This window comes from Mesorhizobium sp. CO1-1-8 (genome assembly GCF_020164875.1).
Classification (GTDB): Bacteria; Pseudomonadota; Alphaproteobacteria; order Rhizobiales; family Rhizobiaceae; genus Mesorhizobium.
This window is the reverse complement of record NZ_JAIUGZ010000010.1, coordinates 26152-53112: the sequence shown is the minus strand read 5'-3', so window position 1 is coordinate 53112 and position 26961 is coordinate 26152. Positions and strand designations below refer to the sequence as shown.

Sequence of the window (26961 nt, the reverse complement as noted above, 5' to 3'; positions counted from 1 at the left end):
GGTACGACAAACAGAATTATAAGCCCGCGGCAGCTAGTACAGGGTAGCGAAGGCATGGCAAAGAAACCAACAACGACGAGAACTCTCGACAGCGAAGTGGCCAGGGAACTGGAAAAGGCGCTCGATCTCGACCTCAGCAACGAGATCGGCAGCGGCGACCTCGACATTGCGGCTTCGATGGAGGATCTGGAAGCGCAGATATCCCAGGCGGCTGACGAGCTGGCGCGCGAGGGACGCAATCATAAGCCGGAACAGAACCCGGAGCCCGTGGTCAATCAGAACCAACCCGCGAAACCCGCGCCCAAGCCCAAGCCTGCCGAATTGCGCCCCGTGGAACCGCGCAATGGCGCCCAGCCCGCGGGCTTCGCGCCGGCCAATGACGATCGACAGAAGGACTACAAGACGCTCCTGCACAGCCTCAACAGGCGTGCCTCGAACACCATTTACTGGGTCGTCGCCTTCGTTTCGCTCGCCTGGTTCGCCGGCGCCGGTGGTTTGGCCAACCTGCTTTTCGGACCGAGCATCTGGAGAATCCGTACGCTCGACCAGTTCCTTGCCCGTCCGGAGCTGATCGGCCTCGCCGTCGCGGCCATCGTGCCCGTCATTCTGTTCTGGGCCTTCGCCGCCATGATTCGCCGCGCCCAGGAAATGCGCATCGCCGCACAGTCGATGACCGAAGTGGCCTTCCGCCTGACCGAACCGGAAAACCTTGCCCAGGATCGCGTCATGATGATCGGCCAGGCCGTTCGTCGCGAGGTCGCGGCCATGGGCGAAGGCATCGAACGCACGCTTGCCCGCGCCGTCGAACTGGAAACGCTGGTCCACAGCGAAGTCAACCAGATCGAACGCTCCTATTCCGAGAATGAATCCCGCATCCGCTCGCTGGTCGACGGGCTCGGCAGCGAGCGCGAGGCCGTCGTCACTCATGCCGAGCGCGTCCGCGCCTCGATCACCGGCGCGCATGAGACGCTGAAGGACGAGATCGGCGCCGCCTCCGACATCATCCGCGACTCGATCCTCAATGCATCGACCAAATTGTCGATGACGATCACCAATTCCGGCGACACGCTCATCGACCGCATCAACGAAAGCTCGATGTCGATCTTCGATTCGGTCGAAGGCCGGCTCGATTCGATCACCGACCGGCTGTCGACCTCGGGCGAGGCCTTCGCCAGCCTTCTCGACACCCGCATTGCCAAGCTGACGGACACCACGGACGGCCTGACGCGGTCGTTGACCGATCTGCTCGACGATCGCACCACCGGCATGGTGTCGCTGCTTGGCGGTGCCGCGCGCACCCTCAATTCCGAATTCGAGGCCAGCCTCAACGGCATCGAGCGGACGCTCGCCGAACGCGGCCAGGCGCTGATCAGCGAATTCCAGACCCGCGCCGAGGCGCTGGACACCGGAACGCAGAAGCTCAATGCGGCACTCGAGGCGCGCGCGCGCCAGATCAACGAGACGCTGGTCGAGCGCGCCCGCGAAATCGCGCACACCTTCGCCGAGAGCAGGGACACGCTGTCGGCAATGATCGATCAGGGCAAGACCCAGATCGGCGCCGACATGGCCGATATCGTGACCTCGACCTCCTCCATGCTCGAAGCCCGCGCCAGCGACTTCGCCGGACGCATGGAAGCCGCCCGTCACGTCGTGTCGCGTTCTTTCGACAGTGACATCCAGCGGCTCGCCGATGCCCGCGTCGGCATCGAGGAAGCTGTCGAGAACCACAGCAGGAAACTGTCGGAAAGCCGCGAGCGCATGGCCGCGGCCATGGAGGCCGACCTGGCGAAGTTCGCCGAGGGCCGCGCCGGCATCGATGCGGCGGTGACCAACCAGGTGCAGAAGCTGGCCGAAGGCCGCAGCCTGATCTCGCGGGCTCTCGAAGAGGACCTGCGCAAGGTCAATGAATCGCGGGCAGCCATCGATGCATCGCTCGGCAGCCATCTCGAAAGGCTAGAAGAAGGCCGCAACAGGCTCTCTACTGCCTTGAACGAAGACTCCGGGAAATTGGTGCAAGCCCGTACCATTATTGATGAAATGGTGGCCGGGCATGTTGGAAAACTCGCCGAGGGCCGCAACATCCTGTCACGCGCCTTGGAGGCCGACCTCGGCAAACTGTCCGACAGCCGCGCCGACATCGACGGTCTGGTCGCCGGTCAGGTGGAAAAGATTGCCGAAGGCCGCGCCGTGCTCGCCAAGGCGTTGGAAAACGACATCGTCGGCATCAAGAGCCTCATCGAAACCCATTCCGCCAAACTGGCGGAGGACCGCACGCAGCTTTCCCATTCGCTCGACAACGATCTGTCCGGAATACGCGGCCTGATCGAAAGCCACTCGGGACGATTGGCCGAGGACCGCAGCCTGCTTTCGCAGACCCTTGAAGCCGACCTTGCCAAGCTGGCCGAGAGCCGCTCCAGCATCGACGGTCTGGTCGCCGGTCAGGTCGAGAAGCTGGCGGAAGGCCGCGACATTCTCAAGCGCGCGCTGGAATCCGACCTGAACACGATCAAGGGCGTGATATCGAGCCAGTCGGAAAAACTGGCCGAGGATCGCGGGCAGCTTTCGCGGCTCCTGGAAACCGACCTGCAGAATGTGAACAGCGTCATCGCCGATCACATGAACAAGCTGGTTCAGGATCGCTCGGCTCTATCCAAAGCCCTTGAGGACGACCTCGCCAAGCTGGCCGACAGCCGCTCCAGCATCGACGGACTGGTTGCGGGTCAGGTCGAGAAGCTGTCCGAGGGCCGAGATATCTTGCGGCGCGCTCTGGAATCCGACCTCAATGCGATCAAGGGCACCATTGCCGACCAGTCGCAGAAACTGGTCGATGACCGGGCGCAGTTCGCCCGGGCGCTCGAGGCTGATCTCGAAAGCGTCAACGGCCTGGTCAACAGCCATTCCGAACGGCTCGCCCAGGATCGTTCGACCCTGTCGAGGTCACTTGAAGCCGATCTGGAAAACGTCGGTGGCCTCGTCAACAGCCACGCGGAAAGGCTTGTCCAGGAGCGCTCGACCCTGTCGAAGGCGCTTGAGGACGATCTCGCCAAGCTGGCCGAGAGCCGCTCCAGCATCGACGGGCTGGTCGCCGGCCAGGTCGAGAAGCTCGCCGAAGGCCGCGATGTTCTCAAGCGCGCGCTGGAAGCCGATCTCGCCAAGCTGGCCGAAAGCCGCTCCAGCATCGACGGTCTGGTCGCAGGCCAGGTCGAGAAACTGGCCGAGGGCCGCGACATTCTCAAACGCGCTCTCGAAGCTGACCTGCAGAAGCTAACCGAAAGCCGCAGCGATATTGACGACGTCATCGCCGGACATGTCGGCAAGCTGTCCGAAGGCCGCAATATGCTGACCCGCGCGCTGGAAGACGATCTCGGCAAGCTCGCCGAGACCCGCAAGGACGTCGACCGTTCGCTGTCGGGCCATATCGACCAGATCGCCGCCAGGAGCACCGGCATTTCCGACGCGATCGCTGCCGATGTCGAGAAGATCGAGCAGGCATTCAGCCGCCAGACGGGCATCATCGAGGAGCGCGCCGGGACCATGGAGCGTGCGCTTTCGACAGGCGTCGACAACGTCCGCGCCGTGCTCGAGAAGAGCGCCGTGTTTGTCGCCGGCGCCCTGCGCGAAAAGGTGCTGGAAGTCACCAGCACCCTGCACGAGCAGGCCGGTGCCGCGTTCAGCGACGCCGACCGCAAGATCGCCGAGCGCGCCGAGCAGACGTCCGCCGCCCTGCTGGCGCGGGCCGAAGACATCGCCCGCACCTTCGAGGACGCCGACCGTCGCCTGCACGCCCGTGCGGAAGACACGTCGAACGCCTTGCTTGCCCGCGCCGACGACACGTCCAGCTCGCTGCTGGCCCGTGCCCATGAAACCGCCGATCAGCTGGCTGCTCGCGCAAGCGAGATCGCCGGCACCTTCGAAGCGGCTGACCAGAAGCTCGCCGCCCGCGCCCAGGAAACCGCCGATCAGCTGACCGCCCGGGCCCAGGACACCGCCGACCATCTGGCGGCCCGTGCAAGCGAGATCGCCGGTACGTTCGATGCAGCAGACCAGAAGCTGGTTGCCCGTGCTATCGAAACGGCCCAGTCGCTGGCCGCGCGCGCCGGCGACATCCTGCGTAACTTCGAAGGCGCCGACCAGCGGCTCGGCATGCGCATCGGCGAATCGGCCGAAGCGCTTGCCGCACGCGCATCGGACCTTGGCCGCATCTTCGATGCCGCCGACCAGCAACTCGTATCGCGCATTGCCGAAGGTTCGGAAGCGCTGTCGAGCCGTGCCTCCGAAATCGGCCGCATCTTCGACGACGCCGATCAACGTCTGGTGTCGCGCATCGCCAGCAGCACATCCACGATTGGCGAGCATGCCGAGACCATTGTCGGCGCCTTTGCCGATACCGAGCAAAGGGTCGCCGAACGTGCACGGCGGACTGGCCAGGAAATGGCCGTGCATGCCCGCGAAATCGAGCAGGCGCTTGCCGGCGCCGACGAGCGGCTCGCATCGAGCGCGGCAGCCGCGGCGGCCCGTGTCGAAGAGCAGGTCTCAGGCGTCGAGAACCGCCTCGCCTACACGGCCGAGACGATGGGCCAGAAGCTCAGCGAGCAGGTGTCGAACGCCGAGGCGCAACTTGTCTCGCGCGCCAATGTGATCGCGGAGACCTTCACCGCGGTTGGCCAGCATATCGGCCAGAGCACCAATGATGCCGCCAAGACGATCGGCGCCAACACCCGCGAACTCAACACCATGCTCGCGGCGCGTTCGGCCGAAATGTCGAAGATCCTCGACGAAACCGCACGGCCTTTGGTCGAGCGCTTCGCCCAGGGCGGCTCGGAACTGCAAAAGAGCATGGAAGAGGTCACCGAGCGCGCCACCGAGAAGCTGCGCAGCGAGAATGCCGCACTTGTCGACGCTCTCGCCAGCCGCACCGCCGAAACCTTGTCGGCGGTCGAAGGCGCCCGCTCGTCGCTGTCCGACAGCGTCGCCGACCTTATCGGCCGCATGACCAACTCCAGCTCGCAGCTCGGTCAGCTGATCGAGCAGGCCGCGGTCAATCTCGGCCAGGTCGACGAACGCCTCAGCGGCAGCACGCAAAGCTTCGCCGCCACCACCGAGAAAGCCGCGCAGACCTTTGCCAGCTCGGCGCGACTGGTCGATTCGAACACGACAAGGCTGACGGAACTATCGTCGTCAACCCTGCGCGAGGTCGCGTCGATCGCCACCAAGTTCGACGAGCACAGCCGGTTGCTGTCCAGCGCTTCGGACCTGTTGAGCTCGGCCCAGAGCAACCTCGAGCACACGCTCGAACGGCAGTCGTCGCTCGAAGACCTCGCCGTCGGCCTGGTCAAGAAGTCGGAAGATCTCGAAAGGGTCATGCGCTCGTTCGAAAATCTCGTCGGCCAGACGCTGCAGAACGCCGAAGGCAAGACGATGGAATCGGCCGACAAGATCCGCAGTGCCATCACCGACGTCGTCGATTCGGCAACCAAGCGCTTCGCTGATGCGACCGAGGAGATGCGGCGCACCGCGGGCTCGATCAAGAGCGAGCTCGACCTCACCCGCGCCGAGCTCAAGAAGGGCGTCATCGAGATGCCGGAAGAGGCCAAGGAATCGACCTCGGCCATCCGCCGCGCTGTTTCCGAACAGATCAATGCCCTGAAGGAGCTTTCGGACATCGTGGCCAAGTCCGGCCGCGGCGGCGAGGGGTCCGAGCCACGCAATCTGCGTCCGGCGCCGCAAGCGCCGGCCGCACGCGCTGCGGAGCCGCCGCGCCGCGCACCGACACCACAGCCGGAGCTGCGCACGCCTCAGGCGCCCTTGGGCGGCCCTGCATTGCGCGGCACGCTCGACCTTGAGCGCCCTGCCGAGGCGGCACCGCGTCCGCGCGGCGATGCCAACGCCCGAACGCCGCAGGGCGGCTGGGTGCGCGATCTGCTGACTGCGGCATCGAACGATGAGGACCTCAGGTCGGCAGCTCCCACGGCGCCGGCGGAAGCGCCGCGCGCTACCCCTGCCCAGCGCTCGCCCCTGCATGTCGTGGAATCGCTGAACTCGCTCTCCGTCGATATCGCGCGGGCCATCGACCACGATGCTTCGATCGAGCTGTGGAACCGCTACCGGCGCGGCGAGCGTGACGTGTTCACCAGGCGACTCTATACGCTGAAGGGCCAGCAGACGTTCGACGAGATCCGTCGCAAATATCAGGCGGAGGCTGAGTTCCGGGCCGCCGTCGATCGCTACTGCGACGATTTCGAGAAGCTGCTCAAGGATGTCTCGCGCAACGACCGCGACAACATCATGGCGCAGACCTACCTGACCTCGGACACCGGCAAGGTCTACACCATGCTGGCCCATGCCAGCGGCCGTCTGCACTAAGACAGGAATTGAACAGGCGGGGCCATGGCCCCGCCTGTGACTGCGCTGAACCGCCGGCACGCGCTGAACCTGCCCGCAGCAAGTTTTGCAAGCCGATCGACGCGTTCGGGACTCGCCGAAGTCGTATTTCCGACCGCACTGAAATCCACATGAGCTGCTATGTCGCGGCATTCAGCCTTCGATTCCTGCCACCCGGTTTGACAACGCCGTCAAGCTGCTGATCGCAGCCGTAATGCCGATCGAGGATCTGGCGAGAACGCCGAGCAACAAACTTGCGGATTACTACGGCGTCGAGCACCCGCCATTGCAGGGGCACGACGCGCTCGATGACGCGCTGTCCGTGAGCTATACCCTGCAGCACCTGATGAAGACGACCGGAAAGCTCCGGCCGGTGATCTTCGACCGCTTGTAGGGAGAGAAGCCTATGGGATGAAGCTTGGTAGGATTCCGGCGTGCCCCGCGCTCAGATCACCGAATCCGTCCAGCGCACGATCTGCCCGGCGGCGTCGCCGAACGCCTTGTCGAGCGCGGTGACATAAGCAGGATTACCACTTCCCGAGACGGGTGCGGCTGCGGTGAAGCTCTTGGAAGCACGGACCTCGCCGTTGCGATCGTTCAGGATCCGCACGAACAGATCGACCTCGGCATGCTCGCCGCCGTCGACGCGCACCTCGAAGGAGCGGATCTCCACGATCACCTGATAGTCGATCGCCAGGCCCTCGCCCGGCTTGCCGACGCCGGCAAAGCTGCCCGAGCGCTGAAACGTCTCGGCCAGCCGCGCCTGCACGATCAGCGGCAGCCGGTCGGCCCATTGCGCGCCCTTGAGATACTGGATCGAGCGATCCGACGGCTTGATGACGATGTTCTGGCTGTCCAGCGCCTTGAGCGCCGAGGGCTGGGCGATCAGGATCTGCTTGCGGCTGTGGCCATGCGCATCGACCGAAGGCGCCGACAGCTCAAACGTATCGAGCGGCGCGGGCTTGCCGCCCAACGCCGCGCAGCCTGCGAGCGTCAAGGCAAGCAGTGCCGCAGCCGATGTCAACCCGCCCGTTTTCACCCACACAGACTTCACGCGCGATCCCCGTTGTCCCCGGATCGTAAGATCGACCCGATTTCGCGGCTCATGTTTCTGGGACGCGCCGACGCCGAAGTCAACGCCGCGCCCTGCCATCGAATTGCCGAACCTCGCCATCGCCACCCGAAAGGATACGCTGCGGATTGCGGCTGAGATCGGTTACCGCCTCTTCGATGCGGCTGATCGAACGGCGGCTGTCCTGCACCAGTGCCTCGACATTCGAAAGCCCCTGGCCCGAGAATCGCGCCAGATTGTCGGTGATGACGCCAAGGCGGGCATTCAGCGTGTCGGCAACCTGCTTGAACGACTTCAGCGTCGCCCTGGCATCCGCCATCACGCCGTCGGCCTGCCCCGACCCGAGCAAGGTATCGACTTTGGCAAGAATGCCATCGACCCGCACCGAGGCATCGTTGAGCCGTTGCGCAAGCTGCTTTGCGTCCTTGATCGTCTGGTCGATGTCGTCGGCCCGGTTGGCGAACTTGTGTGTCACCTCCGCGATGTCGGCGGCGGCCTTGTCGGCGCTCTCGCTGGCCTTCTGGATGTTGGCGAGCGCCGAGCGCACTTGTGCGGGATCGATACCGTCGAGCACGTTGTCGACCTTGGCCAGCGTGCCTTGCGTCCGTTTGGCGAAATCGTTGACCGACCCCACGGCTGTATCGACGTTCTTGATCACGCCGTCGAGCTGCTTCGACGTCTCCTTGAGGTTACCGGTTACCGCGTCGACATTGGCGACGATGCTCTTGATCTTGTCCTTGTCGACGGCGTTGAGAAGGCCTTCGGCCGCCTTCAGCGTGCCGTCGAGTTTGCCGGAAACGCCTTTCAACTCATCGGCCAGCGTGCTGGCGGCGGACAGGAACTTGTCGATGCCGTCCGAATTCTTGGCCAGCGCATCGGAGAAGGTCTGGACGTTCTGGACGGTCTGCGTCAGCGGCCCGCGAACGTCCTTGGTGAAGCCTTCGAGCTCGGTCAGTACCTTGTCGGCGCGGGTGAAGATATTCTGCGCCGTCTGCAGGAGGTTGGTCACCGCCGACGGGTTGGCGACGATCTCGGCAACCTTGCCTTCCTTTTCCGCCTGGTCGAGGAGCTTTACCTCCTTTGGATCGGCACCCTTGAGCTCGATGTTGGCCTGCCCGGTCAGGCCGGCAAGCCCGATATCGGCCTGCGTCGATTTGGTGATCGGCGTCATGCGGTCGATCTCGGTATCGGCGATGGCAACCGTCGGATTGTCGACATCGATATAGACGCGCCTGACATCACCGACCTTGACGCCGTTGAACAGCACGAAACTGCCGCGGCCAAGCCCGGACGCCGAGCCCGGAATGCGCACGCGCAGCAACGTCGTCTCACCCTTGTCGCCGATCGCCGCCGTCCAATAGACGAAGGCAAACGCCGCCAGGATCGCGGCCAGCGTGAAAATGCCGACAATGACGTAATTGGCTCTGGTTTCCATTGTCCCACTTATGGCTATGCGCGCGCCGCAAGATCAAGTTGCCGGGCGCGTTTTCCGCGGAAATAGGACTTTACCCACGGTTCCTCGCTCTTCAGCATGTCGTCGATGGTGCCTTCGACCAGCACTTTCTTCTTGCCGAGCACGGCCACCCTGTCGCAAGCGGTGAAAAGCGTGTCGAGATCATGCGTCACCATATAAACGGTCAGATCCATCGTATCGCGCAGCTTGACCACCAGCTCGTCGAACTCCGCCGCGCTGATCGGATCGAGGCCCGACGTCGGCTCGTCGAGGAAGACGATGTCGGGGTCGAGCGCCAGCGCCCGAGCCAGCGCGGCGCGCTTGATCATGCCACCGGACAGTTCGGACGGGAATTTCTGCGCCGCATCGGGCGGCAGCCCGACCAGCTCGATCTTGAGCAATGCCAGTTCGTCCATCAGCTTTCGCGGCAGATCGAGATATTCGCGCATCGGCACCTGGACGTTTTCCAGCACTGTCAGCGCCGAAAACAGGGCGCCGTGCTGGAACAGCACGCCAAGCCGCATGTCGATACGAAGGCGCTCGATGTCACTCGCCTTCTCGATATCGACGCCGAACAGCTTGATCGTGCCCGACTGCTTGCGCGTCAGGCCGAGAATGGTGCGCAGCAGAACGGATTTACCAGCACCCGAGGCGCCCACAAATCCAAGGATTTCGCCGCGCCTTATGTCGAGCGACAGTCTGTCGAGGATAAGATTGTCGGCAAAGGAAACGCTGATGTCGTGCGCGGAAAGCACGATGTCGCCCTCGCCCGTGTCATCAGCCAATGCACCTGCCCTTTTCCTGTTTCGCAGCTGCATCTCAGAACTCGATCGCTGCGTAGAACATGGCGAAAAGTCCGTCGAGGATAATGACGACGAAGATCGACTTCACCACCGAGGCGGTAACATGCTGGCCGAGCGATTCGGCGCTGCCACCGACCTTCATGCCTTCGACCGAGGCAATCGTGCCGATGATCATGGCCATGAACGGCGCCTTGATCAGGCCGGCAAAGATGGTGCTGAGATCGATGGCGACGCGCAGCCGGTCGATGAAAGCAGCGGGTGGAATGTCGGAATAGAGCCACGCGGCCAGGATGCCGCCGCCAAGTGCGGCGAAATTGGCGATGATGGTCAGGCATGGCAAGGCGATGACCAGCGCCACGAGGCGCGGAAAGACCAGGACACCGATGGGATTGAGCCCGATGACCTTCAGCGCGTCGACCTCCTCGCGCATCTTCATCGAGCCGATCTCGGCGGTGATCGCGCTGCCCGAGCGGCCGGCAATCATGATCGCCGTCATCAGCACGCCGAGTTCGCGCAGGATCAGCACGCCGACCAGGTCGACGACGAAGATATCGGCGCCGAAATAGCTGAGCTGGTAGGCGCCTTGCTGGGCAACGATGGCGCCGACGATCGCCGACATCAGCACCACCACCGGAATGGCGCCGACGCCCATGCGGTCGATCTGGTTGAAAATCGCCGCCGGGTTGACGGCATGGCCACGGCCGAGCTTCATCTGCGCGCCACGGATGGTTGCGCCGAGGATGTTCATCGAGGCGAGAAAATCGTCGCGCATCTCGTAGACCCGGCGGCCAACCGCCTCCAGCGCGCGAATGACGATGTTGGGCGGTCGCGCCGGGCCGGATTCGGGTTCGCGCCGCACGGCCTCGCCGACAGCTTCGAGCAGGATCGAAGCGATCTCGCTCTGGCCTTGCATCTGAATCTCGACGCCCTTCTTCTCGAAGGCGCTGACCAGCCGGTCGATCAGCCAGGCGCCGGCGGTGTCCATTTTCTCGATCTTGGAAACATCGAGCGCCAAGGTTTTGAAGCCGCTTCGCTTTTCGATCTTGCGCATGTCGGCGTCGATCAGCGCGACCGTCCGTGTCGTCCAGACTCCGGAGAAAGCGCAGCCAAGAACGCCGTCCTCCTCGCCGACCGCCACGCGCGGTTCGTGGTCAGCCTCCCCTGCAGTCGTGCCGCTTGCGTCGCGCTTGCCGATGGTCAACATGGCGTCCTGTTTAGCCTGACGGGTCTGACCTGTCGATTTGCCGACCACGCTTGTCGCATAGCAGGAGCAGAAAAATATGGCGCGTGTCATTTCGGTCGAGGCCGAGCGCTTTCCAATCGCCGGAACCTTTACCATTTCGCGCGGTTCCAAGACCGAAGCCGAAGTGATCTCCTGCACGATCAGCGAGGGCGGCCACGCCGGCCGTGGCGAGTGCGTTCCCTACAAGCGCTATGGCGAGACCTTGGATGGCGTCCGCGACGCGATCGAGGCCATGCGCGGCCGGATCGCCGGCGGCATCAGCCGCAGCGCCTTGCTCGATGCCATGCCGGCAGGAGCTGCCCGCAACGCCATCGACTGCGCCCTGTGGGACCTCGAAGCCAAGCTGAGCGGCAGACCGGTGGCATCCAGCATCGGCGCCGCACCACTACGGGCGCTTGAAACCGCCTACACGCTGTCGCTGGGCGAGCCGGAGGCGATGGCGACGCAAGCCCGCGCCAACGCGGCGCGGCCGCTGCTCAAGGTCAAGATCGGCGGCGACAACGACATTGCCCGCATCCGCGCGGTCAGGCAAGCGGCGCCCGACAGCCGCATCATCCTCGACGCCAATGAGGGCTGGAGCGACGACAACATCGTTGCAAATCTTGCATTCTCCGCCGAACAGGGCATCGCGCTGATCGAGCAGCCGCTGCCGGCCGGTCATGACGAGATCTTGCGCCACATCGCGCATCCCGTGCCGATCTGCGCCGATGAAAGCGTGCACGAGGCGAAGAATCTCGAAGCACTTGTCGGCCTCTACGATGCTGTCAACATCAAGCTCGACAAGTCGGGCGGCCTGACGGCGGCCTTGGTGCTGCGCGATCGCGCCCGCGAACTCGGTTTCGGCGTGATGGTCGGCTGCATGGTCGGTACGTCGTTGGCGATGGCGCCAGCGGTGCTGCTTGCTCAGGATGCCGATTTCGTCGACCTCGACGGTCCGCTGCTGCTCGCCCGCGACCGTGTGCCTGGTCTCGTCTACCGGGGATCGCTGGTATCACCGCCCGATGTGGCGCTGTGGGGCTGAGCGCGCTGCAAGGCCGATCAGCACGAGGCCGACGATAGCGATCGGAATCATCACAAGGAACCCATCGACGCCGAGACGGTCATAGAGCGGGCCGGAAGCAAGCGTAACGGCGGCCATGAAGAAGCCGTTGAAGAAATAGGCGATGCCTTGCGCAGCACCGGTGCGCTCTTCGGAGACGGTCTCGGCGATCATTTTCTGTAGGCCGATCAGCACCAGTGCGACAGACACCGAATGCAGCGACTGCACGGCGAAGAAGCCGGGAATGCCAAGACCGAGCGGCCATACCAGTGGAAAGATGATCCAGCGAACTATCGAACCGATGCCAGCGATCACCATCACTTTGACGACGGACACGGAGGCGAAAATGCGATTGAAAGACAAAAACATGCAGACTTCGCACACCACGCCCCAGGCCCACAGCAGGCCGACGACGGAATCGCTGATGCCGATCGATTTCCAATAGATGGAGACGAAGCCGTAGAGGAAGGCGTGGCTGGCGGTAATGATGCCGACGCCCAAGGTGAAGTAGAGGAAATAGGCATTGAACAGGCTAGGCGCGGCGTGCTGGATTTCTGCGGCCGACAGCGGCGAGGCTTTGCGCGGCCGCCCCATTCGCGGCGCAAACAGGGCTGCGACAAGCGCTGTGGCAAGCGCCACGAATATGATTATCGGCACAGCTTTGGCTCCGGCCGCCGCCAGGATGAAGCCGCCCACAACATTGGCGCAGAAATAAGAGATCGAGCCCCATTTGCGCATAGCGGTGTAATTCGAGCCGAAGCGGCGCACCCCGGACAACGCCAGCGAATCAGCCATTGGCGAATGCGGTGTCCAGACGATCGTCAAAAGCAGAGATACGGCCAGCACGATCGCGTAAGTCGCTGGCAGGAAATAGCCAGCCGAAATGGCCATCGTTGCCGCGACCAGCGCGATATAGACGTTGGCGCGATCCTTCGCCCGGTCGGCATATGCCGTTAGCATAGGCGTCGACACGACGCGCAAGAACATCGGTGCGGCAAGGATCACGGCGATCTGTTCGGCGCCGAAGCCCTTCGCCTGCAGCCAGAGCGGAAAATAGGGCAAATGCGTGCCTTGCGACACGAATAGCGTCGCGAAGATCAGGCTCATGCGCAGTTCGAAATGGCGCGGCTTGACGAGTTGTTCGGGCGAAAGCGGCGGCAGGGACATGAATCGATCCAATCACGTTGCGCTCGGCCGGACGGCAACGCGTATCGATCCCTTAACATGGACGAAAACCGGACGAAACCGGTTGGACTAGTTGATTGATTCCGAAGCGCGAAAAGACTTCGGACTATGCCGCGTGCCCTACCCGGTCCTCGATGAGCAGCGGGATAAAGGGCTCGTCCGGCGCTTCGGGCAGCACCTGCGCCCAGGTCAGGATTTCCATGCGGCCGTCAAAGTGCTCGACCACAGCCGTGCAGCTTTCCACCCAGTCCCCGGTGTTGATGTATTGGACATCGCCGAAATTCTCGATGACGGCATGATGGATGTGACCGCAGATGACGCCATCGACATGCGAGCGGCGCGCCTCGTCCGCAAGCATGGTCTGGAACGAGCCGATGAAATTCACCGCCTTCTTGACGTTGTGCTTGGCCCAGGACGAAAACGACCAATACGGCAGGCCGAGCAACTGGCGCAGCCGCGTCACCACGCGGTTGACCAGCATGGCCGCGTCATAGGCGTGGTCGCCGAGATAGGCGAGCCAGCGCGCATTGTGGACGACGGTATCGAACTGGTCGCCATGGATGACGAGCAGCCGCTTGCCGTCGGCAGTCTCGTGGATGGCGCGGTCGGCAACGACGATGCCGCCGAAATGCACGCCCTGGAACTGGCGAGCGAATTCATCATGGTTGCCGGCGATGTAGGTGATGTTGGCGCCTTTGCGCGCCTTGCGCAGCAACTTCTGCACGACGTCATTGTGGCTTTGCGGCCAGTGCCAGCTCCGCCGCAGCCGCCAGCCGTCGACGATGTCACCCACCAGATAGATGATATCGGCATCGTGATGTCGAAGGAAATCGATCAGGAATTCGGCCTTGGCCGCCTTCGAGCCCAGATGGACGTCGGAGATGAACATGCTGCGGAAAGTGCGGGGCTCTTGGCCGGACATCGCGATTTCACCCTTGCTTTCGCGCAGGCTATGCCCCGATTCATGCAACAACCGTATGACGGTTGCGCTTGGTCCAGCCGAAGGACTAGCTTGCCGGCCAAATCACAGGAGAAATCGTCATGGATCTCGGTATCCGCGGAAAAAAGGCCATCGTCTGCGCTTCGAGCAAGGGACTTGGGCGCGGTTGCGCCATGGCGCTGGCGGAAGCCGGCTGCGATATCGTCGTCAACGGTCGCAACGCGGAGCTGGTGGCGAAAACCGCTGCGGAGTTGCGCGAGCGATATGGCGTCACGGTGACGGAAGTCGTCGGCGACGTCTCGAAGCCGGAGGTGCAGAAGGCGCTGCTCGCCGCTTGCCCCGAGCCGGACATCCTCGTCAACAACAATGGCGGCCCGCCGCTTCGCGATTTCCGCACGCTTGACCGCGAAAAGATCCTCGAAGGCGTTACCCAGAACATGGTGACGCCGATCGAGCTGGTCCAGGCTGTCCTCGACGGCATGGCGGCACGCGGCTTCGGCCGTATCGTCAACATCACCTCGCTATCGGTCTATGTGCCCATTCCCGGCCTCGACCTGTCGTCCGGCGCGCGCGCCGGCCTGACCTCGTTCCTTGCCGGCGTGGCGCGCACAGTGATCGACCGCAACGTCACCATCAACAGTCTTTTGCCGGGCAAGCTCGACACCGACCGTCTGCGCAGCCCGCATGAAGCCGGCACCGTCGAAAGCCCTGAGGCCGCAGCCGCGCGCAAGACACGCATCAGTGCCGATGTTCCGGCCAAGCGGCTCGGCACGCCGGAGGAATTCGGCCAGATCTGCGCCTTCCTGTGCTCGGTCCATACCGGCTATTTGACCGGGCAGAACATACCGGTCGATGGCGGTCTCTACGTCAGCGCCTTTTGATCGACGCACCCGCCAAACGGCAGGAGTCATCTGCTATAAAATCGGCATAAGCTTTTGATAAAACATGACTTTCGACGCTCAGCGGAGTAACGCTGCCGGCGCGTCGATTAGCGTCGCGAAAAACCACGGCTGCATGCTAAAAGGGAATCTCCAGCCAGATTTCGAGGGAGCGGCCGCATGGAAGGCGAGAGCAAAAAGACGGCACGTTCGGACCTCGACGAAGCCGCCCTCTACTTCCACAAGCACCCAAGGCCGGGAAAACTCGAGATACAGGCGACCAAGCCGCTCGGCAACCAGCGCGATCTCGCGCTCGCCTATTCCCCGGGAGTCGCCGCCCCTTGCCTGGAAATCCGCGACGATCCGGCGACCGCCGCCGACTACACCGCGCGCGCCAATCTGGTCGGTGTCGTCTCCAACGGTTCGGCCGTGCTCGGCCTCGGCAATATCGGCCCGCTGGCCTCCAAACCAGTCATGGAAGGCAAGGCCGTCCTGTTCAAGAAGTTCGCCGGTATCGACGTCTTCGACATCGAGATCGACGCGCCCGGCATCGAGCGCATGGTCGAGACGATCTCGGCGCTGGAGCCCACCTTCGGCGGCATCAACCTCGAGGACATCAAGGCGCCGGAGTGCTTCGAGGTCGAGGAACAGCTGAAGGCCCGCATGGGCATACCGGTGTTCCACGACGACCAGCACGGCACCGCCATCATTGTCGCCGCCGCCGTGCTCAACGGGCTGGAATTCGCCGGAAAAACCATATCGGACATCAAGATCGTCACTTCCGGCGCCGGTGCAGCCGCCCTTGCCTGCCTCAACCTGCTGGTCTCGCTCGGCGCGCGGGGCGAAAACATCTGGGTCACCGACCGTTTCGGCGTCGCCTACAAGGGCCGCACTGACGAGATGGATCGCTGGAAAGATCCCTATGTAAAGGACACCGAGGCGCGCACGCTGGCCGACGTCATACCGGGCGCCGACGTCTTCCTCGGCCTGTCGGCGGCAGGCGTGCTGAAGCCGGAACTGCTCCAGCACATGGCGCCGAAGCCGCTGATCCTGGCACTGGCCAACCCCAACCCGGAAATCATGCCGGAAATAGCCCGTGCGGCGCGTCCGGATGCAATGATCTGCACCGGCAGGTCCGATTTTCCCAATCAGGTCAACAATGTACTGTGTTTTCCTTACATCTTTCGCGGTGCGCTCGACTGCGGCGCCAGCGCCATCAATGAGGAGATGAAGATGGCAGCGGTGCGGGCGATCGCAGCGCTGGCACGGGAGGAACCCTCCGATGTCGCGGCCCGCGCCTATTCCGGCGAAACGCCGATCTTCGGACCGGAGTTCCTGATCCCCTCGCCCTTTGATCCGCGCCTCATCCTGCGAATCGCGCCCGCGGTAGCCAAGGCTGCGTGTGACACCGGTGTCGCGACAAGGCCGATCACCGACTTCGCCGCCTATATAGACAAGCTGAACCGCTTCGTCTTCCGCTCCGGCCTGGTGATGAAGCCGGTGTTCTCATCCGCCAAGGCATCGAGCGCCAAGCGCGTTATCTATGCCGATGGCGAGGACGAACGCGTGCTGCGCGCCGCACAGGTGGTGCTCGAGGAAGGCATTGCCGAGCCGATCCTGATCGGCCGCCCGCACGTCATCGAGGTGCGCCTGAAGCGCTACGGGCTGCGCATCAAGCCCGGTGTCGATTTCGGACTGATCAACCCGGAAGACGATCCGCGCTATCGCCACTATGTCGACCTGCTGATCGAACTCGCCGGCCGGCGCGGCGTGACGACGGAGGCGGCACGCACCATGGTGCGCACAGACAACACGGTGATCGCGGCCCTGGCGCTCAAGCGCGGCGATGCCGATGCCATGGTCTGCGGCCTCGAAGGCCGCTTCGAGCGGCATCTGCGCAACGTCACCTTGATCATCGGCCCCCGTGCCGGCATCAAGGACCACGACCTGTCGACGCTTTCCATGCTGATCTCGCAGCGCGGCATCATCTTTCTGACCGACACCCACGTCTCCGTCGACCCGACGGCGGAAGAAATCGCCGAGATGACGGTGCTGGCGGCAGAGGAAATTCAGCGCTTCGGCATCGAACCGAAGGCGGCACTGCTATCGCACTCGGATTTCGGCTCGCGCGATTCGCCGAGTGCGCTGAAGATGCGGCAAGCAGCGGCGATCCTGGCGCGCATCGCGCCTGACCTTGAATGCGATGGCGAGATGCACGCGGACACTGCTCTGTCGGAGCACCTGCGCCAGCGCGTTTATCCCCATTCGAGACTAAAGGGCGAAGCCAATTTGCTGGTGTTCCCCAATCTCGATTCGGCGAACATCACGCTGACGGCGCTCAGATCCATGACGGATGCGCTGCATGTCGGGCCGATCCTGCTCGGCACGGACATGCCGGCGCATATATTGACGCCGTCTGTCACCTCGCGCGGCGTCGTCAACATGACGGCGCTTGCCGTGGTCGAAGCCGCCCACAAGGCACAAGCGGTCGTCAATCTGGGCTGAACACGGATTTCGCGGTAAACTGCAGTTAACCGCGAACACGGTAGCCTTGCGGGCTAACAGTCGGATTTGGAAGGCGGAGTTTGGGCGGATGGCAAGCGGAGGGTGGAAGCAGGCGCATGCTGCCGTGCTGCTTGGCCTGCTGTTGTCCGCAACCTGGGGAGTAGCCGAACCACGGGCTGCTTCGCGCGTCTGCCGCCAGCTGGAAGCCGATCTTGCCGCGTCCTCGCGCGGCGGCGGTGGCGGTCCGGCGCTAGTCCGGAAGTACGATTCCGCAATTGCCAGGCAACATGAGCAGATTTCGAAAGCGCGCAGCCAGGCGAGCCGGGCCGGGTGCGGTTTTTCGCTGTTTGGCCGCAACCTCAATCAATGCGCCGGGCTCAACGCCACGATCGACCGCATGAATGCCAATCTCGACGCCTTGCAAAACAAGCGCGAGCGGCTGGCTGGCGGTGGCTCTCGCCGCGATCGCGGACGCATCCTGGCGGCGCTCGACGCCAATGGCTGCCGCGACGACACCGTTGCGCCTCGGCGTGCGCCTTTGCAGGAAGCGAACCGCGACGGCGGCAGCGCAAACCTGTTCAATCAGCTTTTTGGCGGCAACAGCCAGCAACTCGATATGCTTGATGAGCCCAACCAGCCCGACGATCCCGCCGAGGAGCGCAATGTCCGTCGTGTGCTCAACCAGCCCGGCGTACCGGATTTTCCGGGCGTCGGCGGCGAATTCCACACGTCTTGTGTGCGCACCTGCGACGGCTACTTTTTCCCGATGTCGAACTCGGCCTCGGCAGGCGACTTCGAACGCGACCAGAAGAATTGCGAATCGAGCTGCCCCGGCACCGAGATGCAGGTTTTCTATTCGCGCGGCATGGGCGACGATACGGCCTCAATGACGTCATCTGTCACCGGCCGGCCCTACAGCGAATTGCCGACCGCCTATCTCTACAAGCAGCCCGACATGTCGCGGCCACCGGCCTGCGGCTGCAATGCCGCTGCGCAGGGCTTCCAGATCATTGCCGGCAACCCGCCGAATCCGGAGCAATCGCAGCCCGAGACAGACGCGTCACCATTCATTCCAGTCCCGGTTGCAAAACCTGATCCGGGCGCCGATCCCGAAACGCTGGCCAATCTGGAAGGTGGGCTCGACCGTGAGGCGATCAAGCGGCTTTCCGCCAAGCCGGTGACGTCGCCGATATCAGCTTTGCCGCCGGAACAGCGCAAGGTCAGGGTCGTCGGGCCAACGTTCCTTCCCGACCCATCAGCGGCAATAGATCTGCAAGCTCCGGCCCCGAAGGCAGTCCGGTAAGGGCTGTCCTGAGCGGCATGAACAACGCCTTGCCCTTGCGGCCGGTCGCTTCCCTGATCTTGCCCGTCCAGTCCTTCCAGATCGTCGCGCTCCAGGGTTCCTCCGGCAGCAGGTCGAAGGCCTGCTGAAGGAAATCGCGGTCGTCATCGGAAAATTCCGGCTTCTCCTGCGGTCCTTCGCGCAGGATGCGCCACCAGTTGACCGCATCGGCCAGCCTGTCGAGATTGCCGCGCACCGCCAGCCAGAACGGTTCGGCCTGCTCGCCGGAGACGCCGAGCACGATCAGACGGTCTTGTGCCTCGGCGAACGGCATGTGGTGCAGCAGCGACCGGTTGAGCACGAACAGCTCGTCGGGATCGAACTTGGCCGCGGATTTCGATGTCGCCGCCGGATCGAAGCGTTCGGCGAGTTCGCCCATCGTCGGCATCGCCGCGACATTCTCCGAAGTGCCTACCAGGACGGCCAATGATGCGACGGCCATCGGCTCGATGCCGTCCTCGCGCAGGCTCTCGATCGAGAGCGCGCCTGTGCGCTTCGACAAGCCTTCGCCCGATGCGGTGGTCAGGAGATTATGGTGGCCGAACACTGGCGGCTCGGCAGCCAGCGCCTGGAACAAGGCGATCTGCACGCCGGTGTTGGTGACATGGTCGTCGCCGCGAATGACATGGCTGACGCCCATCTCGATGTCGTCGACCACGGAAGGCAGCGTATAGAGATAGGTGCCGTCCTCGCGCACCAGGACCGGGTCGGAAAGCGAGGCCAGATCGACGGTTTCCTCACCGCGCACCAGGTCGTTCCATTGGATTTCGGTGCGTTCCGGCTGTTGTGGATCGCCTGAGAAATTGGGGAGGAGAAAACGCCAGTGCGGCCGGCGGCCATCGGCCTGGTACTCGTCGATCTGCTCTTGCGTCAGCGTCAGCGCTTCCCGGCCATAGACCGGCGGCAGGCCGCGCGTGCGGCGCACCTTGCGCCTGAGATCCAGCTCCTCCGGCGTTTCGTAGCAGGCATAGAGAACGCCTGCCGCTTTCAGCCTCTCGACCGCCGCATCATAGATTTCGAAGCGCCGCGACTGGTACTCGGTGGCGTCGGGAAAAATGCCCAACCAATGCAGGTCGTAGAGGATGGCGTCGGAAAACTCCTGCTTCGAGCGCGCAATGTCGGTGTCGTCGAAGCGCTGGATGAAGCGACCCTTGTTGTTCATGGCGAACAGCCAGTTGAACAGAGCCGTGCGCGCATTGCCGATATGGATGCGGCCGGTCGGCGAAGGGGCGAAACGAACGGTAACTGTCATGAGAGGGGCGTACCGGATGCTTTTACGGTTGACAAGACGCGCCCCCGCGCTGCCCGGCAGACATAGAACATGGCGGCTGGAATGAAAAGACCGGGCGTCGGACGCCTCAGGAAGCGTCCAGTCCGGAGGCGGCCTTTGTAACCGAGCGCAGCCAGCCGCTGGGGCCGGCGACCGGTTGAAGGCGATCAGCGGCCGAAATCATCGGAACTGAGGCGGGTCCAGCGGTCGCCCACCAATCCACCGATAAAGATGTCGCCGGAGCGGACCGCTTCCGTGACCTCGGCGATCCGCGAGCGGACCATCGTTCCCCCGGCATAGCGGAAGAAGACATTCTTGTGGCCAAAGAGTTGAGATATGAATCTGGTCTGCGTCTGTCCGGTGATGCCCACGCAGCCCATCTCCCATGCGGCGGCGACAAGCGCATCCAGCGTCGCGCCCCAGTGCGATCCGAATGCCTGGATTTGCAACAGGTTCGCCATGTCGCCGGCTTGACCATAGAAGGCATAACAACCGAGCATTTTGCCCGTTTCGTCGTAGGTCCCACCGAAATGAAGGGGGCCGTCGGCCCGCTTCTCGGCCGCCAGCGCAAGCAGCCGTGGCAGCTCCTCATCCTTCCAACTCGGCCGAAGAGCGTAACCAGACAGGAGGGTCGGCAGCTTTTCGGCAAATTGCACGGCATCGATCGGCTCACGGTGGGTGCGATGCGACGATGAATGCTGGACGGGGGGCTCGAACCTTCTCTTCGCAAGAGCATCGAACGCTCGCGCAAAGGGGTCGAGTACAAGGTGAGGCAGGCCGGGCCATTTACGGTGCAGTGCGGCGGCGGCCATTCCCGCCGGCCGGAAAACATATGTCCATCCCAGACAATGCACCGGCAGGAGTTGATATTTCATCGGGCGCGCGAAGGCCAAGGATGTCCGGTTGGCTGAATCGGTCAGCTGCAGATCGAATTCGCCTTGATGTAAGGCACGCAGCAATTGCGGTCCGGCCGAGCCGTCATCAGTGCCGGGGTCGGCCATGAGCGGCCCGATGATTGCCGCATTCAATGGCCCTCCATTGAGCTCGTAGCGGGCTTTCAGAACGCCTAGGAACCCGCCCAGACGACCCTGCCGGTTGATCTGGACAAGAGCGTTGCTTTCACCGGACTGGCCGGCAGGTTCGAGATAAATCTCTCTCATATACGCGGCTGTCTCGGCGATCGCTCGATCGAGGAGGTGACGGCGCCGCCGGCGAAACTTCGTCAGGAAGAGTGCGGCGACGCGCTCGAGATCTTCGGCAGCGAGCGGCCGAACCGAGCCATGCTGAGATTCCAGCACTGACGGCGCAGCCAACTTTTCCTCGGCATTTGCAGAAAGATGCATCGTGAAGAACGTCCGTAGGTTGCTCTCATCGGATATATATCAACCAATGGTAGAAACAACGCATCTCGGTCAGTATGATGAACAGAGGTCCCAAGACTTACGATCCGGAACAGGACTTCACAGGCAAATTTAGTCGGCCAGCATCACGGCGCTGATGGGCAGGTCGGCTGCCGCCCTGTGATGGCATGCCCTGCTCCAGACCGCTGAACTGACAGTGGCGGACGGAGGCGGCCTCCGGCCGAAGCTGGAGGCCGCCTCAGGTCAGCTGACAAGTCCCTTGGTCAGTTCTAGCGCCTGGCGTTCGAACAGGCGACGGTAGATGCCGCCTTTCAGCCGGATCAGTTCGTCATGCGAGCCTTCCTCGACGATGTTGCCGCGATCGAAGACCAGCAGGCGGTCCAGCGCCCTCACCGTCGAAAGCCGGTGCGCGATGACCAGCGTGGTGCGACCGACCATCAACCGCTGCATCGCCTGCTGGATCAGCACCTCCGATTCCGAATCGAGGCTCGATGTCGCTTCGTCGAGGATCAGGATGCGCGCATCGGCAAGGAAGGCGCGAGCGATCGCCACGCGCTGACGTTCGCCGCCCGACAGTTTCACGCCGCGTTCGCCGACCAGCGTGCCGTAACCCTTCGGCAGGTTGGTGATGAAGTCATGCGCACTCGCCAGCTTCGCGGCATGCTCGATCTCCTCCTGCGTCGCACTCGGCCTGGCATAGGCGATGTTTTCGGCCAGCGACCGGTGGAACAGGATCGGCTCCTGCTGAACGATGGCGATCTGCCCACGCAGCGATGCTTGCGCCACCTGGGAGATGTCCTGGCCGTCGATCAGGATTTTCCCCGCATTCACATCATAGAGCCGCTGGATAAGCTTGACGAATGTCGTCTTGCCCGATCCCGAATGGCCGACCAGCCCGACGCGCTCACCCGGCGCGATATTGACCGAAAAGTCGCGGTAAAGCGCCGATCGGTGATGGCCATAGTGAAAGGTGACGTTGTCAAAGCTGATCCGTCCTTCGGTGATCCGGATCGGCTTGGCACCTGGCCGGTCCTCTATGCCGAGCGGTTCGGACTGGAAATCGACCAACTCTTCCATATCGTTGATGGAGCGCTGCAGATTGCGGATATGCGTGCCGATATCCCTGAGATAGCCCTGCAGCACGAAGAGCGATGTCAGCACGAAGGCAACGTCGCCGGCGCTCGCCTGCCCCCACGACCACAGCATCAGCGCCAGGCCGATCACCGCGGCGCGCATGACCAGCAGCAGCACCCCCTGCGTGGTGCCGTTGATGGTGCCCCGCACCCAGGTGCGCCGTGTACGCGCACGCCATTTGGCGACGACCTTGGCCAGGCGGCGCTCCTCGCGCTCCTCGGCGCCAAAGCCCTTGACGACGGCATTGCAGCTGACCGCGTCGGCCAGCGAGCCGCCGAGGCGGGTATCCCAGGTGTTGGCGAGCCTTGCCGCCGGCGCGACATAACCAAGTGACAACAGCGCCGTCACCGTGATGAACAGCACCGAACCGGCAGCAACGACCGCACCCATCAAAGGCCAGAACCAGCCGAGCAGCAACGTCGAGCCGACCAGCATGACGATCGACGGCAACAGCGCGATGAGGATGGTGTCGTTGAGCAGGTCGAGCGCCCACATGCCGCGCGTCACCTTGCGCACGGTCGAGCCGGCAAAGCTGTTGGCATGCCAGTCGGTGGAAAAGCGCTGGACGCGATGGAAAGCATCGGCGGCGATGTCGGCCATCATCTTCAGCGTCAGCTCGACGATCCCCATGAACGCCAGGTTGCGCAACACAACGGCGGCCAGCGCCAGCGCCATCAGCATCGAGAACGCCATCAGCGCGGCATTCCAGGCAATCGCGTCGGCGCCGGCGCTGCTGGCGACGGCGTCGACCAGCCGGCCGGAATAGAGCGGCGTCAGCACATCGGCCAGCGTCGACAGCAGGAAGCTGCCCATGATGAGCGAAAGCCGCCACGGCTGGCGCCGCCAATGGGTAAGCGTGAAGCCAAGAACGCTGCGAAAGGCGCTCGCGCGCAAATCGATCTTAAAACGAGCCATGATGTCATTCGGGCACAAACGAGCCCGATCCCAATAGGTCGAAAATTGAAGAAGCCGCGCAAGGGGCCAATGAATGCCCGGAAAGCGGAGTGGCGTATGGCGTCCCACCCATAATCGGGCGGCGACCGGCATCGGCATAAGCCTGTGCTCGATCCGGCATCAGCACGAAGGGCAAACCTTCGCGGAGCGCCGGATGAGACCTAGGCTTCGCGGCCTCGCATTACCATGTGAAATACTGCCATTCGGACCTCCCGCAAGACAATTGCGGAGGGGCCCTTATAGAGACGGTCCGATGCATCGCCAAGACCGGCTGACGTCAAAAGCGCATCTGGTCCCACCACTGCGATTATTTTGCAACAACGGCGGGCAAGCCGCGCCTCATTCAGGAACGCGATCTAACCGCATGTAGCGGCCATCGGTCGATGGCTTGAACCCGAGCTTTTCATACATGCCATGGGCATCGCTGGTCGACAGGCTCCAATGGAAAACGGTCCTGACCTCCGGATGGTCGATCAGGGCCTGGACGAGCCGGCTGCCTATGCCCTGCCCGCGGTTCTCCGGCCAGATGATGATATCGGCGAGATAGGCGAACACCGTGCGGTCGGTGATCGCGCGGCCGAATCCCACTTGCTTGCCATCGACATAGGCGCCGACGCAAAGCGAATTGGCAAAGGCGCGGCGATGGACTTCGTCAGTGCGTCCGGCGCCCCAATAGCTTGCCATCAACAGGTCCGATGTCGCACGGAAATCGATCCGTGACACGTCGAAGCTGATTTCACATTCGGGCATGGCTGTCTCCGGCCGCGCGGCCGCGCTTTCGGTACTTAGCTGCGATCCCTGAAACGATTGGTGATGGGGTAGCGGCGGTCGCGGCCAAAATTCTTTTTGGTGATCTTCACGCCCGGCGCCGCCTGCCGTCGCTTGTATTCTGCGATGTAGAGCAGGTGCTCGATGCGCGTCACCGTTGCCCGCTCATGGCCGCGCGCGACGATGTCGTCGACGCCCATCTCGTTCTCGACCAGGCATTCGAGGATATCGTCCAGCACCGGATAGGGCGGCAGCGAATCCTGATCGGTCTGGTTCTCGCGCAATTCCGCCGACGGTGCCTTGTCGATGATGTTTTTCGGGATCACCTCGCCCGAGGGGCCCAGCGCGCCCGGCGGCACGTGGCTGTTGCGCCAGCGCGACAGCGCGTAGACCTGCATCTTGTAGAGATCCTTGATCGGATTGAAGCCGCCATTCATGTCGCCGTAGAGCGTGGCGTAGCCGACCGACATCTCGCTCTTGTTGCCGGTCGTGACGACCATCGAGCCGAACTTGTTGGAGATCGCCATCAGGATGGTGCCGCGCGCGCGGCTCTGTAAATTCTCCTCGGTAATGCCTTCCTTGGTGCCTTCGAACATCTGCGTCAGCGCGTGCAGGAACCCCTCGACCGGCTCGAAGATCGGCACGATGTCGTAGCGGCAGCCGAGCGCCCGAGCGCAATCCTCGGCATCCTTCAGCGAGTCCTTTGAGGTGTAGCGATAGGGCATCATCACCGCGCGCAGGCGTTCCTCGCCGAGCGCATCGACGGCCAGCGCCGCGCAGATTGCCGAATCGATGCCGCCGGACAGACCAAGCACGACATTCTTGAAGCCGTTCTTGTTGACGTAGTCCCGCAGACCCAGCATGCAGGCGCGATAGTCGGCTTCCTCCCGGTCCGGGATCTTCGACATCGGCCCTTCCGAGCAGACCCAGCCTTCGGAATTTCCATTTTGCGCGCCTACGGCGTCGCGGGTCCGCTTCCAGGTGGTGACATCGACCGCTTCCTCGAACTGGCTCATCTGGAAGGCAAGCGTCTTGTCGGCGCCAATGGCAAACGAGGCGCCGTCGAAGATCAGTTCGTCCTGGCCGCCAAGCTGGTTGGCATAGATTATCGGCAGCCCGCATTCGATGACCTGGCGGATGACGACCTGATGGCGGACATCGATCTTGGCGCGGTAGTAGGGCGAGCCATTTGGCACCAGCAGGATTTCCGCCCCGCTTTCGGCCAGCGATTCGCAGATATCGACATCGCCCCAGATGTCCTCGCAGATCGGAATTCCGATGCGCACGCCGCGGAAATTGACCGGCCCCTGGATCTCGGGTCCGGCCTGGAAGACGCGCTTCTCGTCGAACTCGCCGTAATTCGGCAGATCGAGCTTGTAGCGTTCGGCGATGATCTTGCCGCCATCGGCGAAGATGATCGAATTGTGCGTGCCGCTCTTGCGCTTCAACGGCGTACCTATGATGACGCCGGGACCGCCATCCGCGGTGTCGGCGGCAAAGTCCTGTGCCGCCTTTTCGCAGGCTTTCAAAAAGGCCGGCTTCAGCACCAGATCCTCCGGCGGGTAGCCGGCGAGGAAAAGCTCGGTATAGAGCACGAGATCGGCGCCTTGACGTGCGGCATCCGCCCTCGCCTCGCGGGCCTTGGCGAGATTGCCTGATATGTCGCCGACAGTCGGATTGAGCTGGGCGACGGCGATGCGCAGGATGTCGAGCTTCTTGGTCATGCCTGCTGACTTAGCGCGGCAAAATTGCCCGGGCAATGGCGTTCGTTTGGACCAATTCGGAGCGAATGACGAATGTCATTCGCTCCGAACCGATCGATTCGATCGCGTCTGACCGATCGAGGAATGCCGATCGTGGCGAGCGACCAGGTATCAATCGTCGCCCATATATTCGCGCAGCGCTTGCGGCGAATGGTTCTCGCCGATCGACATCGCCAGGATGCGTGAAATATGTCGGCGCGGCAGATGCGTCTCCGCTGCCCATTGATTGATTTGTCTCTGGATCTGGTCCAGGTCCTTCTTCGAAGTCGGGCTTTCGGCGATGTCGAGGCCGGCGTCGCGCAACGCCGCGGCCATATCGCCCGAAATGACGAACGCATCCCAACCCAGCCAGCGCAGGAAATACTGGCCCGTATTGCCGCCCAGCCGGCTGCCATGCTTGCCGAGCCAGGCCATCAGCCCGACCTGGTCGTCAGCAGGCCAGTTGGCGAGGAATTGGCCGAAGCCGCCATATTCCTTCGACACGCGCTCGACGAAGGCAGCGTTGTCGCGCACGGATCTGATCTTCTGCGGGTTGCGCACGATGCGCTGGTCGGCCGTCAGATCGTGCCAGAAATCATCGGGCTGAAACAACAGCCGCTTCGGCTCGAAGCGCAGAAACGCCTCCTCGAAGCCAGGCCATTTCTGCTCGATGACGCGCCAGACGAAACCGGCGGCGAAGACGCGCTCGGCCATAACAGAGAGAATGCGGTCATCGGGGATGTCAGCCACGGCGGCATTGTCAGGCGCTGGACCCAACAGTGACGTCAGTTCCTCCTCGCCACCCTTGCGTTTTGCGGCACATGCACGGATTTTTGCGAAATCGGGCATTCTGCTTGCATCCCCACGTCGTGCTTTTGACGAAGCGGCATC

At 63.1% G+C, this 26961-nt stretch carries 17 protein-coding genes and 1 pseudogene; 6 read left to right on the top strand and 12 right to left on the bottom strand.

Going from position 1 to position 26961, the window contains the following annotated elements:
- Nucleotides 1-54: 54 nt before the first annotated feature.
- Together LB558_RS19990 and LB558_RS19985 are read left to right on the top strand one after the other, a co-directional pair.
- Nucleotides 55-6363, top strand: a complete 6309-nt coding sequence (locus LB558_RS19990) for a kinesin (RefSeq protein ID WP_224699123.1) — start codon at nucleotides 55-57, stop codon at nucleotides 6361-6363.
- Nucleotides 6364-6506: 143 nt separating this feature from the next.
- Nucleotides 6507-6775 (top strand): annotated as a pseudogene (locus LB558_RS19985) (exonuclease); the annotation flags it as partial.
- A 51-nt stretch (nucleotides 6776-6826) separates the two neighbouring features.
- Here LB558_RS19985 and LB558_RS19980 read toward each other — a convergent pair.
- The 4 genes from LB558_RS19980 to LB558_RS19965 all read right to left on the bottom strand — a co-directional run bounded on the left by LB558_RS19980 (nucleotide 6827) and on the right by LB558_RS19965 (nucleotide 10913).
- Nucleotides 6827-7435, bottom strand: coding sequence for an ABC-type transport auxiliary lipoprotein family protein (locus LB558_RS19980; RefSeq protein WP_412033483.1), 609 nt, complete (start codon nucleotides 7433-7435; stop codon nucleotides 6827-6829).
- Between the two features lie 79 nt (nucleotides 7436-7514).
- On the bottom strand, nucleotides 7515-8888 hold the full coding sequence (locus LB558_RS19975; protein WP_127261118.1) for an MCE family protein: 1374 nt from the start codon (nucleotides 8886-8888) through the stop codon (nucleotides 7515-7517).
- A gap of 14 nt (nucleotides 8889-8902) precedes the next feature.
- Entirely contained in the window at nucleotides 8903-9724 is an 822-nt protein-coding gene (locus LB558_RS19970; protein ID WP_224699121.1) for an ABC transporter ATP-binding protein, read from the bottom strand.
- A gap of 1 nt (nucleotide 9725) precedes the next feature.
- Entirely contained in the window at nucleotides 9726-10913 is a 1188-nt protein-coding gene (locus tag LB558_RS19965) for an MlaE family ABC transporter permease (RefSeq protein WP_224699120.1), read from the bottom strand.
- Nucleotides 10914-10989: 76 nt separating this feature from the next.
- Here LB558_RS19965 and dgcA point away from each other — a divergent pair, with 76 nt between their 5' ends.
- On the top strand, nucleotides 10990-11973 hold the full coding sequence (gene dgcA, locus LB558_RS19960) for an N-acetyl-D-Glu racemase DgcA (protein WP_224699119.1): 984 nt from the start codon (nucleotides 10990-10992) through the stop codon (nucleotides 11971-11973).
- On the opposite strand, the gene LB558_RS19955 is transcribed toward dgcA, so the two are convergent.
- Nucleotides 11944-13158 carry an MFS transporter gene (locus LB558_RS19955; protein WP_224699118.1) on the bottom strand — a complete coding sequence of 405 codons (1215 nt, stop codon included), beginning with the start codon at nucleotides 13156-13158 and terminating at the stop codon, nucleotides 11944-11946. The genes dgcA and LB558_RS19955 overlap by 30 nt on opposite strands.
- Before the next feature lie 124 nt (nucleotides 13159-13282).
- Nucleotides 13283-14098: a UDP-2,3-diacylglucosamine diphosphatase gene (locus LB558_RS19950; protein WP_127261113.1), complete on the bottom strand. Its 816-nt coding sequence runs from the start codon at nucleotides 14096-14098 to the stop codon at nucleotides 13283-13285.
- 119 nt (nucleotides 14099-14217) lie between these two features.
- Here LB558_RS19950 and LB558_RS19945 point away from each other — a divergent pair, with 119 nt between their 5' ends.
- The 3 genes from LB558_RS19945 (at nucleotide 14218) to LB558_RS19935 (ending at nucleotide 18802) form a co-directional block, all read left to right on the top strand.
- Nucleotides 14218-14997, top strand: a complete 780-nt coding sequence (locus LB558_RS19945; protein WP_224699117.1) for an SDR family oxidoreductase — start codon at nucleotides 14218-14220, stop codon at nucleotides 14995-14997.
- A 177-nt stretch (nucleotides 14998-15174) separates the two neighbouring features.
- Nucleotides 15175-17499, top strand: a complete 2325-nt coding sequence (locus LB558_RS19940) for an NADP-dependent malic enzyme (RefSeq protein ID WP_224699116.1) — start codon at nucleotides 15175-15177, stop codon at nucleotides 17497-17499.
- Between the two features lie 88 nt (nucleotides 17500-17587).
- The gene (locus LB558_RS19935) at nucleotides 17588-18802 is read left to right on the top strand and encodes a DUF2865 domain-containing protein (protein ID WP_224699115.1); all 1215 of its coding nucleotides are present in this window, start codon (nucleotides 17588-17590) and stop codon (nucleotides 18800-18802) included.
- Here the strand turns inward: LB558_RS19935 and gltX are convergent.
- From gltX to LB558_RS19905, 6 genes are all read right to left on the bottom strand, one after another.
- Nucleotides 18720-20093: a glutamate--tRNA ligase gene (gene gltX / locus LB558_RS19930; protein WP_224699114.1), complete on the bottom strand. Its 1374-nt coding sequence runs from the start codon at nucleotides 20091-20093 to the stop codon at nucleotides 18720-18722. The genes LB558_RS19935 and gltX overlap by 83 nt on opposite strands.
- Before the next feature lie 185 nt (nucleotides 20094-20278).
- Nucleotides 20279-21454, bottom strand: coding sequence for a hypothetical protein (locus LB558_RS19925; RefSeq protein ID WP_224699113.1), 1176 nt, complete (start codon nucleotides 21452-21454; stop codon nucleotides 20279-20281).
- Between the two features lie 261 nt (nucleotides 21455-21715).
- Entirely contained in the window at nucleotides 21716-23521 is a 1806-nt protein-coding gene (locus LB558_RS19920; RefSeq protein WP_224699112.1) for an ABC transporter ATP-binding protein, read from the bottom strand.
- Between the two features lie 378 nt (nucleotides 23522-23899).
- On the bottom strand, nucleotides 23900-24310 hold the full coding sequence (locus LB558_RS19915; protein WP_224699111.1) for a GNAT family N-acetyltransferase: 411 nt from the start codon (nucleotides 24308-24310) through the stop codon (nucleotides 23900-23902).
- A 35-nt stretch (nucleotides 24311-24345) separates the two neighbouring features.
- Nucleotides 24346-26052: an NAD+ synthase gene (locus LB558_RS19910; protein WP_224699110.1), complete on the bottom strand. Its 1707-nt coding sequence runs from the start codon at nucleotides 26050-26052 to the stop codon at nucleotides 24346-24348.
- Between the two features lie 150 nt (nucleotides 26053-26202).
- A complete protein-coding gene (locus tag LB558_RS19905) occupies nucleotides 26203-26919 on the bottom strand; it encodes a DNA-3-methyladenine glycosylase I (RefSeq protein WP_224699109.1) in 717 nt (238 codons plus the stop codon).
- Nucleotides 26920-26961: the final 42 nt, after the last annotated feature.

Bases quoted from the DNA above. Each gene is read 5' to 3' on its own strand.
- LB558_RS19945 (WP_224699117.1), top strand. From the start codon at position 14,218: ATGGATCTCGGTATCCGCGGAAAAAAGGCCATCGTCTGCGCTTCGAGC.
- LB558_RS19920 (WP_224699112.1), bottom strand. From the start codon at position 23,521: ATGGCTCGTTTTAAGATCGATTTGCGCGCGAGCGCCTTTCGCAGCGTT.
- LB558_RS19910 (WP_224699110.1), bottom strand. From the start codon at position 26,052: ATGACCAAGAAGCTCGACATCCTGCGCATCGCCGTCGCCCAGCTCAAT.
- LB558_RS19905 (WP_224699109.1), bottom strand. From the start codon at position 26,919: ATGCCCGATTTCGCAAAAATCCGTGCATGTGCCGCAAAACGCAAGGGT.
- LB558_RS19975 (WP_127261118.1), bottom strand. From the start codon at position 8,888: ATGGAAACCAGAGCCAATTACGTCATTGTCGGCATTTTCACGCTGGCC.
- LB558_RS19955 (WP_224699118.1), bottom strand. From the start codon at position 13,158: ATGTCCCTGCCGCCGCTTTCGCCCGAACAACTCGTCAAGCCGCGCCAT.
- LB558_RS19935 (WP_224699115.1), top strand. From the start codon at position 17,588: ATGGCAAGCGGAGGGTGGAAGCAGGCGCATGCTGCCGTGCTGCTTGGC.
- LB558_RS19950 (WP_127261113.1), bottom strand. From the start codon at position 14,098: ATGTCCGGCCAAGAGCCCCGCACTTTCCGCAGCATGTTCATCTCCGAC.
- LB558_RS19915 (WP_224699111.1), bottom strand. From the start codon at position 24,310: ATGCCCGAATGTGAAATCAGCTTCGACGTGTCACGGATCGATTTCCGT.
- LB558_RS19940 (WP_224699116.1), top strand. From the start codon at position 15,175: ATGGAAGGCGAGAGCAAAAAGACGGCACGTTCGGACCTCGACGAAGCC.
- LB558_RS19990 (WP_224699123.1), top strand. From the start codon at position 55: ATGGCAAAGAAACCAACAACGACGAGAACTCTCGACAGCGAAGTGGCC.
- LB558_RS19970 (WP_224699121.1), bottom strand. From the start codon at position 9,724: ATGCAGCTGCGAAACAGGAAAAGGGCAGGTGCATTGGCTGATGACACG.
- gltX (WP_224699114.1), bottom strand. From the start codon at position 20,093: ATGACAGTTACCGTTCGTTTCGCCCCTTCGCCGACCGGCCGCATCCAT.
- LB558_RS19925 (WP_224699113.1), bottom strand. From the start codon at position 21,454: ATGCATCTTTCTGCAAATGCCGAGGAAAAGTTGGCTGCGCCGTCAGTG.
- dgcA (WP_224699119.1), top strand. From the start codon at position 10,990: ATGGCGCGTGTCATTTCGGTCGAGGCCGAGCGCTTTCCAATCGCCGGA.
- LB558_RS19965 (WP_224699120.1), bottom strand. From the start codon at position 10,913: ATGTTGACCATCGGCAAGCGCGACGCAAGCGGCACGACTGCAGGGGAG.